Below are 14687 nucleotides of genomic sequence, written 5' to 3' on the forward strand. Positions count from 1 at the left end.
ACTAACTAGCATATGTATAAAAAATGTTAACGAGGTTACCTTGAAAAGAACATTTACTTTAGTAATATCGGTAATATTTATTGCTTTCCTTAATGCCTGTAAAGTAGAAGACCCTTACGACGCGGGTGAAACTGAGGCTCAAAAAACAGAATCACAAATCCGTGAAGAGTATTTGCAAAAAACACATTCAATTACCATCACTATTGTTAACGAAAACAATGAGCCAGTGGTTGGTGCTACAACAAGCTTCAATAACACGGTTTATACCAGTGACAATAACGGCAACATTCTATTTGAAAATATGACCACTGGGAATTATCGCTTAGCTATAAACACCCCTGATTATCTACCACATACAGAAACAATTCGTTTTAATAATTTTACTAACACAAAAAAAATTACACTATTAAGCAAAAGTACCAATGAGGTCGAACTTTTATTTGCTGGTGATACCATGTTTGGTCGGCGCTATTTAGACCCTTCATTAACAACCATGACTGCGGATATCCCCGATGTGGATGACGCACTTATACGTCCAGCCACTGCTAGTGAAGACGCCAAAAAGCTATCCCAGTATGTTGCGCCTTTATTTTTAGCCGCAGATTTTGCCTCTGTGAATTTAGAAAGCCCTGTTACAGCTACACCGCAAACGGCACACCCTAGTAAAGAATTTTCCTTTTTCTCTCTCCCTGAAAGCTTAGCTGGCTTAACTGAAATTGGGGTCGATTATGTAGCACTTGGTAATAACCATGTGTATGACTTTTTAGAAGATGGCCTAGTTGACACGATTCTTGAAGTCGACAACGCAGGGCTCGCCCACAGTGGTGCGGGTAAGGACAACCTAGCATCTTATACGCCTAAATTCATTGATGTCAGTACCATAAAGTTAGGTTTATTTTCTGCGACCTCTATCCTTGGTAATGAGCATGATATTAATTACGTCTCGGGTGATAATAAAGGCGGAGCTGCGGACTTGACTAATACACCATTAGTCATTGAGGCTGTTGAGAATGCCAACGCTAATAGCGATTATTCTATTGTACAAATGCACGGCGGCAATGAGTATTCTTACGCCCCCACGCCCTATATTGCTGAACGTTTTCAAACAATCTCCGAATATGACGTTAACTTATTAATTGCCCATCACCCTCATGTAGCCCAAGGCTTTGCAATGTACAATAACGTGCCTGCAATTTTAGGGTTAGGTAACTTTATCTTTGATCAAAATCGTCTAGAAACCCTGTTAGGTGTCGCAGTCATGGTTAAGGTAAACAAAGACAGTAGCACCCCCACAGAACGTGCCGTGGTATACCCTGTGTATATCGAAGAGTATCAACCTAAATTTACTCATGGTTTTTTAAGCAACTACTTAATCCGCCGACTCGCAAACTTATCTGATGACAATATAACACTCATACCTAGAGACGGTTATGCTGATTTATTTTTTAGCAAAGACCAAATGCAGGTAACAGAGTACGCTGAAACAATTACAGTAAGTGCAGAGCAAAGAATTATTGACCTGAGAAATTATGCCCCTTCTTCAGCTGCATTTTTATCAAAAATCGAAGTTATTGAAGGTAGCGCCCCTATCTCATTAAAGTTCGGCCGCGATATGATGATATTTGGTGACTTTGAAGACTGGGACAACGATGATGAGCAATTTGAGGTCGCGAGGTGGGATCACTCCAGTGATAGCGTAACGCCATGTATTAGTAATATACGCAGTGGATTACAGGCACTTTGCTCTGCGCGTACTCAATTTGACAACACCCCTTCGCTAATTCCATTTCGTCAGACTATACGCACGATGGAGCTTTATGATAATGAAAATAACCTGGAAGTATTTAAAGACTTCAGTGTGTTTGGCTACATCAAAGGTGATAATGCAGGCAAAGTCGATTTAAAGCTGGTCACAACAACGGCAGAAGACGCATTAGAGTTTTCAACCCAATACATTGATATTGCCAATGCAGGGAATTATTCATGGCAAGCATTTAATTACAACTTTACACTCCCACCGGACACAACGACGTTAGGGCCAGACAATTTACCTGCTCGCGGGGTAAAAGTAACCTTTAGACATTTTCCACCAGCAAATGATGAAGCCAATTTAGTACTCGATGATCTTGCAATGATCCTTTGGCAAGATACACTCGTAGTGAGTGATGGCATTTGGCAAAGCAATAAAATGCATGGCTTCGATTTTTTATATGTAGATACAAACGCACCTGTGACCTACAAACTAACGTTTAGTACCTTTGAATAACTTTATTTGACCGGAGCTTTTGTGGTTTTAAAACAACAACTATTTTTATTGCAGCAACAAAAGAACTTTTGGTTAATAATGGCACTGTTTATTACCATTATCGCTGCAAATACATTGTCATTTTTTAATGCTACAAATGCTTTCTTTTATAGTCAAATAACCTCCTTAACGCACAGCCAATATAGTGATGTGGTTTTAATTGAAAGTGAGCACTTAAGTCGTGAACATACTGACCTAATAAAGCAGTTGCAAACTTATGAGCCAAGCAAAATAATAGTGGTATCAAATGAGCAACTAACGTTAAATACAAGCGTAATAACCAAAAACCAAGATACCATTTTCTATCCTCACCCAAATAATGACTATTGCTTGCCAACTATCAATGATTGGGCTGGGTATAATGTTGAAATAAAAATCCACGCAAATGCGCATTGCGATTCCATTTGGCCAGTTTTGTTTCAACATAGCGGTGCTGATTCAGCTTCGTTAATTAATTTTGCACTCTCACCTTCTGCTCTACCGAAATTTACAGCTACTCGCTTAATGACTATGGACATAATGGCCAGCCAGTTACAAAATAAGATTATTATAGTGGGGCAAAAGAATGCAGGGTTAGGTGTCACACTCAACGCCCCTAAAATATCGCAAAGTACTAATTACCTTCTACTCGTCGCTTATATTGCAGATACATTGCAAAAAGAAAATGCGATCACCTCCCTTAAAGAATGGCAAAGTACATTACTATTTTTGCTTATTGCAATTGCCTTACTGTTCGCTTTTCAAAAACTATCTATAAATTACAGCTTAGTGCTAACAACGTTGCTCAGTCTGGTATGGGTCGGTACTGGTTATTTAATGTTATCGATACAACAAATTTTTCTTCCGATTGGGCAAATGATGATTGTATCTTTATATACCTTGATTTGGGTCATTATTGTCAGAAAACTGAATGAGGATAAAGAGCTTGCTAACCTAATTGGTAACATCCAACAAAAGATGATCGGCCGCTATTTACCAAAATCATTTACTTCTCAGAGCTCGCCGTGGGACTCGATAATCCACTTAGTTAACCAGCAGCTGGCATTAAATAAATCAATATTTTTAGCACGTAAAGAAGGCGATCACCGTTTAACTGAAATTAGAGCAGTTAATTGTCAACTTACCGATATAAAAGAAATGCGTCGTGATTATAAACGCCCTCCTTATTCTGACGCACTTAAAGCATTTAGTCTTGTGAAAATAGAAAGACCTTTTTTTGAAAAGTTAGATGACGGTGAAGTGCAATATATAGTGCCTTTAACATATGCTGGTGATGTGCGCGGCTTTTGGGCTATGACGGTGACACCAAACGAAAACTTTAATCAACAAGCCTTTGAAAAGAACGTAAATGCCTTTGCGGCACAAGTGGGTGAGCTGTTGTTTCACTATCGTATTTTTGAGTCTCAAGCAATGGTAAGCAATAGCACCTTATCACAATTGCTTACGCTGAAACTGCAAGAACCTTTAAGCCAAAAAGTAAAAACATCCATAGCTGAAATGGAACAAAAATTAACTACACTAGAGCACGTTTTTAATCACATCCGCTCAGCCACTGTATTGTTTAATTTATTCGGCCAAGTTGTACAAATTAATAAATCATTAGAAGAGCTCGCTTCTCGCTACCACTTTTCTATATTTGAAATGACAGCACTGGATCTATTATGCCAGGTGACCAACCTCGATATTGAAACAGCCAAAGGAAAGTTACGTTACCTTACTTTACAAAAGGGGGAAGCATACTTAGAGGCAAAACTTGGTGACCAACTTTATATATTGAATGTAAGGGCGATGGATTCGAGTAGCATTCAAAGCGCATCGGGAGAACCTTTTCAAGTATCTGGCATTTTATTTGAATTTATAGATATCGCTTTTTTTATAGACAAAATGCCAAACAGTAAGCAACTATGTGATGCTTTGAACGAAAAACAGCAGCGCTATACAAAAAGTGCAACGGAGTAACTTAACCAGTGGGTGATTTAATTCTACAACTTTTCCCAACTGGTGGAGGCCTTGGCCAGTCAGTTATTACCACTGTATGGGTAGGAATTGCTGTTGTTTGTTTACTTAACTTGCGCTTTGGTTTCCCTTTAACCGGATTAGTTGTACCCGGTTATCTAGTTCCTTTACTGATTGTCAGCCCTACTTCTGCTGGTGTTATTTTAATAGAAGCCATAGTCGTTTATGCCCTGATGCGCTTTAGCGCAAAATATATAATGGAAAAGTTTGGTTACGCCGAAATGTTTGGTCGAGACCGGTTCTTTGCCATTATTTTAATTAGTATTTTAGTTCGGGTTGTAATGGACACCCTCTTTTGGCCACTTATTGCAGCTATCTTAAGTGGCTGGGACATTACTTTTGATTACTCCTCCCAACTGTATTCACTCGGTTTAGTCATTATTGCGCTAACAGCGAATGTTATGTGGAATGGTGGCTTCAAATATGGCATGAAAGTGACCATTATTCAGCTTGCAATTACTTTCTTACTGGTACGTTTTGCTTTAATGCCAATGACCAACTTTAGTATTGCAAACCTGGCGATCATGTACGAAGCCGTTGCCGCTTCAATTATTGCTGCGCCCAAAGCCTATATCATATTAGTAATTACAGCCTTCATTGCCTCTCGCGCAAATATAAAATATGGCTGGGAATTTAATGGCATCATGCTCCCAGCATTGCTTGCATTGCAACTTATGGAACCAACAAAGTTACTAACTTCTTTTGTTGAAACAGCCATTATTTTAATTATTGGGGCATCGCTGTTAAATTTTACCAAACTACGTAATGCCAACATTGAAGGGGCACGATTACTGCTGTTTTTCTTTAATATTGGGTTTATATATAAACTATTTTTAAACTATTTGGTGGTGCATTATTACCCAGAAATAAAAGTGACAGATACGTTCGCCTTTGGCTATATGTTATCCACTTTATTAGCATTAAAGATTTACCAAAAAAGTGCACTTGGACTCGTTATACGGGCAACCTTTCAAACATCAATAGTCGGGGGCTCATTAGCTATAGCTATGGGCTTTCTTATTATGTTTATCCCTTCTTTATTTATAGATACCGACATTAAAGATCTTAGTTCAATACAAAAAACAACCACGCTAAGCCAACAGATCAGTGAATATAAAAGCTATTTGTATACTGATAGTAAAAGTACTGTTGAAATAAGCAGCTACCAAGGGAATCAAGATAGAAACAATTTTAAGCAAGCTATTTATGAAATTAGTAAGGCACCCGATAATATTGCAAACATTCAAACGGCGAAACAACGCTTAGCTAAGCTGGATTTTCAACTTCAATTTGATGAGCAGTTCATCTACATCCGCGATGCGAGAAAAACATCTCAACGCGGCTTATTTATTATAGCGCGCAAACCCACTGCAAAATTTTTAATCACTGTGCCCTATCCCACTTCAGAAAGTTTAGCGAGTGACTCTGCCGGGCTTATTTTTAAGCACTTTGCTGCACAAGCTTTGGTATTTGGTACCAGCTTGACACCGAATACGGAGCTTTCTCAAAACAATGAGCAGAGCACATATTATTACGCATTTATTGATGCCATGGGGCTTGAGCAATTGTTTCAAGTCCGTGAAGTCAACAGCCGTACGAGCCGCTTGCTGGCTAAAACACCTTTAGGGGCCACAAGCCAGTATTGGATTTATAACCAATTACCAAGTGAATTGAGTCAACGCCTGATCCAACAACTGCTTGGTTATCAAGAAACCTTTTTTGGCCAAGCAACGAAAAGCTCTTTACCAGATGCTAGATTTGATGGTCAGTTATTTGAAGCCTTTTTGAATCGTGAAAATTACACCACCCTATTAGCAAACGTCGCACGCAATAATCAAGGTGATCAACAAAACGACATAGCATATGTAAACCAACCGCTAAATGAGTTAGTCGATAGCTATTCAGATCACATTACCGCAAAAGGCAGTAATGAATACCAGCCGCTAACAGCTAATCAAGCAGCTTTATGGGAGTTTGAGATCTTACGTCCATTATATAACTTAAAAACCAGCTTAAGTGAACAGACTGTAGATAGCGATATTATCAACATATTAAATCAAGTAAATACGGCAGTGAGACTGATGGGTTATCAACTGACGTTGATTAATAATAAACAAGGGCGATTTTTATTAATTGCACCAGCCTTAGAAGGGCCGGCAGTCAAATATGGACAAGGCTTTTATATTTTAAGCCTCAATAAAAGTGAACATTTCAATATTCAAGTACCTCGACCACTTTTTGAAAGTAATACACTAAAGTTTGCCACTGAATTATTTGTAAAAACTAAAGCAGATCAACTATTAATAGCCGGCGCTCACCCCTACGCCCATCCACAAGCAAATGTGCTCGCCCCTAATAATATAGACGCCCTATTCAATGTCGTACATCAGAGCTATTTACGCTTTACAAATAAAAACGAAAGTCTAAGTTTACAAATTCGCAGCCACAGTGCACCATCTTGGGTAAGGCCGACTGCACTTGCATTTCAATATACTCAACCAAATGCTAAACAACGCCCACTTGTTGAGGTACTTGATGGCAGCCTAACCGATCTTGCAGTTAATTATCAGATTGTAGAAGGTCAAAAAGCGACTCGCGGTCTTGAGATTGGTACATCGCCGCAATCAGGCTATCAAACCTTCACCTCACGCAGTGACTTAGCAACATTATGGTTAGCATCCGATTTTAAACAACAGTTCTCTGTCAACCAACAAGGCTTGGTACAACGGCTATTAGCAATATCAACACAGCCTGATATTAGGGTACTCAACATAGCAACGTTATCACCTTCTGATTGGCTCACCTTAACCTCAGCTCAAGAGTCTTATTTTAATAGTGTGTTGCAACAATACACGCAAACGCAACGACTAACGGCACTAACACAGCTTTGCACACCTATTGCTGATTGCAGCTTGCAAACCATTAAGTTTGAAAATCGGGCTGAATATGCATTAGCAATAAAATTACAAGGCAAGTTATTGGCTATTTTTAATCCCGTGACAAACAGATTAACTGATCAGGCTCGTTTTAATAAGATGATGATGGAGGGCTCTTATGCAATTTATTAAGCGCCTACTAAAAGCATTTTTCTATCTTGCATTATTAGCAATAGTGGCATTTTCACTATTCAGCCTCTCATTGTGGCTAAAATCTGCAGAGCCGGTGGATACACGCTCTGATGATGAGACTCGCTCTAATGTGCAATGGCTGAGTACAGAAAAACCTTTAGTCTACGCTCTATCGCCGTCACGCACGCATTCAATTCGAGTTTTATCAAATGCTATATTTGAGCAACAGTTAGCTCTTGATAAACCAATAAATTATGCAATTGAATATTCGCTACTGGACAAAGAAAATAAAGCTCTCTCGACGAGTACTTACCACCATGCAAGCAAATTAACACCGGTAGATAATGAACTTCAAATTAAGCAAATTATAGAGAAACAAAAAGCCTTATTAGTTTCATCAGGGCAGTCCTTTTATATTAGCCCTGAACAAATTACGGATGTGTCTGCAATCTCACTTAAATTAATACCAGAGAACCCACAAGTGATGGGAGTCGTTGTTAGGGTTCATGCTAAAACGATTAACGACTCTATTGATACTAATGCTGCATGGCTGAAGCTCCCTTTGGATAAACGAGAGAGAGCCACTAATTATTTGAGCTTAGGTACTAACGCGCTATCTAATAATGAAATGAGTAATGCCGTTGCCTATAGGTGGCTAAAATTAGCGCCACAAGGGATACCCAGCATCGACTTTAAGTCTGATATACTCTATGAAACACTACCATACAATGTTGTTACCTACGATTTTAGTCAGCAGCAATTAAACCTAGATGACTACTACACTGATGAGAATTTATGTGCAAGTATCACCCTTGAGCAACCAGATCGTTTGCAATTCAGCAAAAGTAATAATACACCCATTAACATAGTATGGTACGACCTTAATCAGTTTATCCCTCCCAAAACTGTTAATTATGAGGAAAATAACACCTCGCTTAATTTTATCACCGAGCCCCTCAATGCCGGTTTAGTAACCATCTGTAGTTCACAAGGTGTACTAACAAATTGGTCGCTGCAATCAAAGCAACCACTTTTAACATCACAAGATAGTTTTTATCAAATAGATTCGGCTACACCCGCTATTTATACAATTGATAGTAATAGTGACATCAGTATTGAACTACGAGCAGCAAGAAACAGTGAAGCCACAGTCAAAGTTTATGATAAGAATAAACGCGAAATTGATAAATTCAGTGTTTTTTATGATGGCGAGACATCTCAGTTTGACCGAATTATTTTAGATACAACACAACGCCAACTAACAAAGAAGGCTAAAGCATTATTTTTACGCGTAGGTGAGAATGCGGCGCGTCTTGAAGTGACGACAAATCAAACCGCGCTCGTTAGGGTAAAATCACGTAACAGTCAGTTTCACTATCAACGTAGTGTTTGCCATACGACTTGCACGCAATCACTTGATTTTTATAATATTGCAGCATGGTACGAGCAACAAGCTGACAATCATTATAGCTTCACAGAAAATGATGCCTATATTAACATTCGCGTCTTTGCTGAGCCCCCAGAGGTGATAATTGAAGATACCTTTTATCAATCAAGAGAATTGTTTTCAGTGTTACCGATTTCGAATGTCGCGCTAGTTAATAGCCCTGATAAATATTACGCCCCTTTGACTGAGCCAACGCCATTTAATTTTGCGAAAATAAACGCCAAACAGTTATTACAACTCTCTGCACACGTGCCTGATACCATTGCAGCCAATATTGTTTACCAACAGAGTAATAATAGCGCTAGAGATATTGACTTTGATGACACGGATTTTGAAAAGCTCGCACAGATTGAGGATACAGCGAAAGCTGTTTACCAAAACTGGCATGGTCATAGACCTTGGGTTAAACAACGTTTGTATAAGTTAACCGCTGGCAAAAAACTAACATTAACTTATCCTCAGCTACGCCCTAAGAGTGTTGTTTTTAAAGCATATAGTCATAAAGCTCATCAAAATGTGACTATCACTACAACACAAAATGCGCGTTATCACAATGGTGTTTCAAGTGAGTACAGCATAGAAAAGAAACGATTACGCTTGCAACCTAGCGCGCTAAGCGATGCATTTTTAATTCATCCAAAAGACAGCTCTTTATATGCTTATCCTGCAATTACTAATCAAATCAGCAATGATATTCGTGCTATTAATAGTATTACTTTAAGCAGCGACAAAACGATCTGGATAGCAGTTCTGGAAGAGTATGAAAACGAAGAACAAAAAATAAGGTGGTGGAATGATGAAACGTTTTAGTTCAACCTTATTGTTGACCGTGGTGTTAAGCTTTGCGAGCCATGCAACTGAGCCAAGTGTTGCCGACCAATATGCCATGTTAAAACAGCAATTTAGTCAATGGCTTGTGAATCAAAAGATGATGCAAATCAATTATAAACTCAACGCTGAAATCACCTTAGACGATAAGCATGAGCTCATATCTGGTGCGCAAATACGCTATAATACCCAAGCAAATGAATGTATTAGCTATGCCCCACACCGCTTTTTTGATAAACATACTTTTGCCATTGCCAGCGCGCTGTCTACTCAGTGCCAAGTATTTATAACAAATACCGCTCATCGAAATAACTTAAATAAACTAGGTGAAAAGAGCGACTTAGGAAAATCACGCTACAGCGTCGCCAATGCATTTATTGAAGCGTACGCAAGTACAGTGCCCAGCACCCAGATTTATCAAATCCATGGGTTCGATGCGTCAAAGCGTCGAACTAAGCAAGCTCAATCGCTCGATGTCATTATTAGCCAAGGCGCTCGGCCTCCCTCTGAAAAAATCAAGCAAATAAGTCAATGCCTAAACGATAAGGTAAAGTTTAAAAGTGCCGTTTACCCATTAGATGTGTCAGAACTAGGGGGCACTAAAAATATCTTAAACACACTAACATTGCCCAAAAATGAGTTCTTTCATATAGAGCTTAGCTACTCGGCACGCAAAAAACTTATTCAACAGTCTAATTTAATGAGTGGATTTAAAAAATGCATTACACTCTAATCGCTTTTATCTTCAGTATCTTATTTATTGTAAGTCCACAAGGGTTTGCAAGTAACGACGCAACGCTAAACTCACCAATTTGGCTGGATGTAAAAACAAAATTACTATTAAAAGATACACAACACACTCAGTTTATCGAGGCCAAACAAAGTCAATATTTATGGTTACCTAAAGGCCAGTGGCTTGATCTTGATAGCAATAGCTTCAACAGCTTTATTTTAAGCGCTGGTACCAGCCATATTGCGCAGCAAAGGTTAAACCTGCAGCGCGACTTTATCTGCCAGCAAGCACGCTGCCAATTACCAAGCCAACCTTATAACCGTATCGTGAAAGTTACCAATCATCTAGACACTGGCGAATCGTTTGATGTAATGGTTGGTGAAACCCTACGTCATAGAGATAGTTTTCGTCGAGCCGTAAAAATGCCCAGACACGTTACTCGCCTAAACTACGGCCAAGACGTAGAGAACTATTACCATTTCAAAGCTGGGGAGCAGGTGAAATTATATTTTCAACATGCTAAAAAGCTTAAAATCACAGTACGAAAAGACTTACTCAACAAAGATATTAACGGCAAGATCTATGCTTATATCAATGAACAACCTGCAACAATCATTGGCGTACTTGCAAGCAGGGCAAGCGAATACCGAACGCAACAAATTGGCTTAGCCAAAACTGACTATATTGCTATAGGCAAAGGTGAATACTTAACACTACGTAGCGAAACAGATGCCTATATAAAGCTTGAGCAGAGCCATCGTGCAATCTATGACGATTTAGCATTGGACAAGCAGCAAGAAAAGTATTTTCAGCCATACTGGATTGATAACTTAGATAAAAAATTAAAAAGAATCTATTTAGAACAAGACTTGACGGCACTTAACGCAAGTGTATATCAAAGTAATGACTTACTCGCACAAATACGCTATCAAGACTTGTTAAGAACCGTTGCGAAGAGCCATTATTTAATTCCGGACTCAGCGCATAAAACACAATTTAGTAGTCGCTTTCATCATTTTGATAGTTTAAGCGGCATGCGCCTTGTCGATGACATTGGCTACCCAGTATTAAGCGAAGAGTATGCGCAAATACACTCTTTAGATAAATTTCCCCACCAGTTTTCCCTTAATGTAAAACAACGGGTAAAACCTACGATTACTTTCCATGCGCGCAGTCCCGTTGATAGCCAAATTTTAGTCAGAAGTGGTAATCAGCAGTGGCAATTGACCTTACTTAAAAGTGAAAATTTCTCTACTTTTGAGTTAAATATACCGCTTACAGCAAGTTCATTAACTATTCAAAATTTACAGCAAAAGCGTCATCCTATAGAGTATGTAATGCAAAGCTCTCAGCTATTGGATTTACCAAATAATGAATTACTTTACTCTCGCTCCGGTCAACTCAACGAAAAAAGCCCTGTAATAGCGAGCTTATTAGAGCAGCAACTTACTTTATTAGGCGAGGAATACACTAACAACTTAGTGCCATACAACCCGCACGTTATTGGTGAGCTTGCCGTATCTGCACAAGAATCAATACATTGGCACAACAAGTTGGCTGAAGCTCACAGCTTAGTCAACAGTGACCCCTTAAAATCATTACAACTGCTCAAGCAGTTAGTCAGTGTGCCAAACACTGCACTTGCAATTGAAGCGTGGCAATTACGCATTTCATTACTGGCGCAACAAGGTCGTACAGTGCTTGCAAAAAGCTACCTTGAAGGACTATATAAAAGCAGCACCATACCCGAGATCAAAGAATTTGCAGCAACCAAGCTGTTGGAACAATACACCGCTTTTGGGCAAGATTATAAATTATTAGGCTTTTGTGCTGATGCCATAAACTTATTAGAAACATGCCAACAAGTTATGATAGCGCTGGCAATTAAACAACAAAAAAACATTTTAGCCTTGTGGCTAAGCCATAACTTAGCCACAGAGCCCACACTAGAAAACAGCTACACTCGCTTGAACTGGCGGGATTATGCTGAAGTAGATATTAGTCAAGAGCGCTACCATTTAAGCCACTCAGGTAATACAACACTAATAAGTGCCAATGGCTTATTAAACGCCTATGCGATGAATAGCCAACAGGCGATTACCCTAAGGGCAACCAGTAAACCGCTTACTTTTGCTATTAGAGCGCGCAGCCAAAATGTCCAAAATGGTCAATATAAAATGAGCTGGCTGTTCGCAACCAAAGGCCAACAACAAAGTATTCTGCCTATTTATTCTGATATTAGTTCAACCACGGCATTGCAAAGTAACGGCCAATTACTTTCAATTGCAAGTGAAAGCTTAATTAGCTTAAATCCAGGAGAGTCAGTTCGGTTATACAGTGATAATCCCTCTTTTATCAGCATTAAATTGGTAACAGAAGCACTGCTAGAGGATTTTGACTATCAAGATATGGCATCGGCCCATCACTGGCAAATGCCATTTATGAACTTACTTTATGATCAGTCAATAAATGAAAAAACCTTATTGAATAACACCCTATTTAAATTGTCTGATGGCACATTATCTATCAATGAATACACACAAGCACTTGCTAAATTAGCTTCAGTAACCCTATCTGCTAAACTTGAAGCATTGCTTTCTCGAGTAAAGAGTTATGGCCAGTGGGTTCCTGTTAATGAATACCTCGACTTTGCTGGTACCCAGTTGCTTACTGTTGACTCATTGAGTGAGGCGAGTCTTAGCGATCAACTCTCGCGTAGTAGCACTCAACATGACTTTAAAAATGGTTTAATGCTTCGCCCACTTCATAGCCTGAACCTTGATTTATCACAAACACGATCATCACAAATACGTTTAAACTTTCATTTTTCAAGTGCTGAACTGTCGCAAGGTAACATTGCTAATATTGCAATTGACTTAGGTAACAGCAGTAAAACCTGGTCTGTAGAGCCGGGCAAAATAACAGCTTTTGGCTTTAATAAATCCGAGCTAGTTAACAATGTCATTTCACTTAAGTGGCTTAATCCATATTTATCACAAATCATAACACTCAATGCACAAGAGTATCGTGATGGTCGTTGGTATGATCTGCCTTTACCGAACAAACTATTATTTTATACGGTATTACCTAATGAGCACTTAATAGCCAAATTACCTGCCGATAGGCTAGTAAAACTAGAGCAAATGCTAAAAGAAAATGGCAGTAATGAGTATGCGCAAAGGATAGAGCGTACGTTCTTTCACCCTGCTGGTAAAGTCGAAGTAAGTACTGATAAGCTAAAGTATGTAAGACTGTACACGTGGCAACTGAGCAAAACTAATCACAAAATTTCAAATTACCAAGCTAAGCCCAAACTCGATGTGGAAAAGCTCACCTATACATTACCCGAAAATAACCACGTAATTAACGATGAGGTGGCTCTGTTTCACCCAGAAGATTTAAGTTGGCAAGCTTTTATCAACTACGATCGTCGTGGTATTTTTGAGACCAGTGAGGATATCCCAACGCGCCATAGTGTAGATATTGGTGCTCGCTTTCGTCTAGCTGAAGATGAGAACTGGTATCGTCTTGACTTAACCTATTCGCTTAGTGAGCAAGACGCAGAAATATTCTCAATTGATGGCTATCATTCTTGGCAAGATCATGACACCCCATGGTATATAGACAGTGCAATTCAAACATCATGGCAACCCGGTAGAGACAATGCTTCTAGCCAATATGGGGTTAATACTTATGTGCAAATTGGCCAAATTTGGCGAGTAGATGAAAGTCATCGCCATCAATGGCAAGTCAGCCCATTTTATAGTTATAGTAGTGCTTCACTAGATGATTTTCTATTTGACTCTCATTTAAATTCAGACATTTACAATTTCTATCGGGAAGATCATCCACATGGGTGGCGAGGTGAATATCAATACCGTTACCAACCTTGGGTTGACAGCTACTTCAACTTTCTTGCTGGGAGCACCACAAACTCTGATTGGACAAGCCTAGACCTATTACGCTTTGGTGCTTCATGGAACCAATATTTTCGCGGGCATATTTTTCAAGCAGGTCTAACTAGTTATTACAAATTTGCAGACGACGATCGACCAAACAGCACTTGGCAATACATCACCAGCTTAGGTTGGCGAAAACAGATCCATCTCGGTGATTTTTCACAAGGCTGGATAAAACTACGTTGGGATCAAGATTGGTTTAGAAATGATCACAATGTCAGCCTTGAGTTCTCTACTGGTAATTTAGCTGATACCAGCTTCAGTGTATTCTCACATGATGAAATTATCTTTGAATCACTGCAACTCAATCACTTTTTAGAGCAAAACTAAT

The 14687-nt window shown here is 39.1% G+C and carries 6 protein-coding genes; all 6 read left to right on the plus strand.

Annotated features, from left to right (window positions below; genetic code table 11):
• Positions 1–40: 40 nt before the first annotated feature.
• The 6 genes from NQT69_RS07495 to NQT69_RS07520 are packed head-to-tail and all read left to right on the plus strand — an operon-like array spanning position 41 to position 14686.
• Positions 41–2266, plus strand: coding sequence for a CapA family protein (locus NQT69_RS07495; protein WP_256827031.1), 2226 nt, complete (start codon positions 41–43; stop codon positions 2264–2266).
• Positions 2267–2287: 21 nt separating this feature from the next.
• Positions 2288–4264 carry a hypothetical protein gene (locus tag NQT69_RS07500; RefSeq protein WP_256827032.1) on the plus strand — a complete coding sequence of 659 codons (1977 nt, stop codon included), beginning with the start codon at positions 2288–2290 and terminating at the stop codon, positions 4262–4264.
• 8 nt (positions 4265–4272) lie between these two features.
• Positions 4273–7389: a poly-gamma-glutamate biosynthesis protein PgsC/CapC gene (locus NQT69_RS07505; protein WP_256827033.1), complete on the plus strand. Its 3117-nt coding sequence runs from the start codon at positions 4273–4275 to the stop codon at positions 7387–7389.
• Entirely contained in the window at positions 7376–9646 is a 2271-nt protein-coding gene (locus tag NQT69_RS07510) for a hypothetical protein (protein ID WP_256827034.1), read from the plus strand. The genes NQT69_RS07505 and NQT69_RS07510 overlap by 14 nt, the downstream gene beginning before the upstream one ends.
• Positions 9630–10397 (plus strand): hypothetical protein, encoded by a 768-nt coding sequence (locus tag NQT69_RS07515; RefSeq protein WP_256827035.1) that lies wholly within the window; start codon positions 9630–9632, stop codon positions 10395–10397. The genes NQT69_RS07510 and NQT69_RS07515 overlap by 17 nt, the downstream gene beginning before the upstream one ends.
• Complete coding sequence (locus NQT69_RS07520; protein ID WP_256827036.1) at positions 10382–14686, plus strand: hypothetical protein; 4305 nt, start codon at positions 10382–10384, stop codon at positions 14684–14686. The genes NQT69_RS07515 and NQT69_RS07520 overlap by 16 nt, the downstream gene beginning before the upstream one ends.
• Position 14687 lies beyond the last annotated feature (1 nt).

Source organism: Pseudoalteromonas shioyasakiensis, from assembly GCF_024518675.1.
In the GTDB taxonomy this organism is placed as follows: Bacteria; Pseudomonadota; Gammaproteobacteria; order Enterobacterales; family Alteromonadaceae; genus Pseudoalteromonas; species Pseudoalteromonas shioyasakiensis_B.

Excerpts from the sequence above, each read along its gene's own strand:
- NQT69_RS07510 (WP_256827034.1), top strand. The coding sequence starts at position 7,376 with ATGCAATTTATTAAGCGCCTACTAAAAGCATTTTTCTATCTTGCATTA.
- NQT69_RS07515 (WP_256827035.1), top strand. The coding sequence starts at position 9,630 with ATGATGAAACGTTTTAGTTCAACCTTATTGTTGACCGTGGTGTTAAGC.
- NQT69_RS07520 (WP_256827036.1), top strand. The coding sequence starts at position 10,382 with ATGCATTACACTCTAATCGCTTTTATCTTCAGTATCTTATTTATTGTA.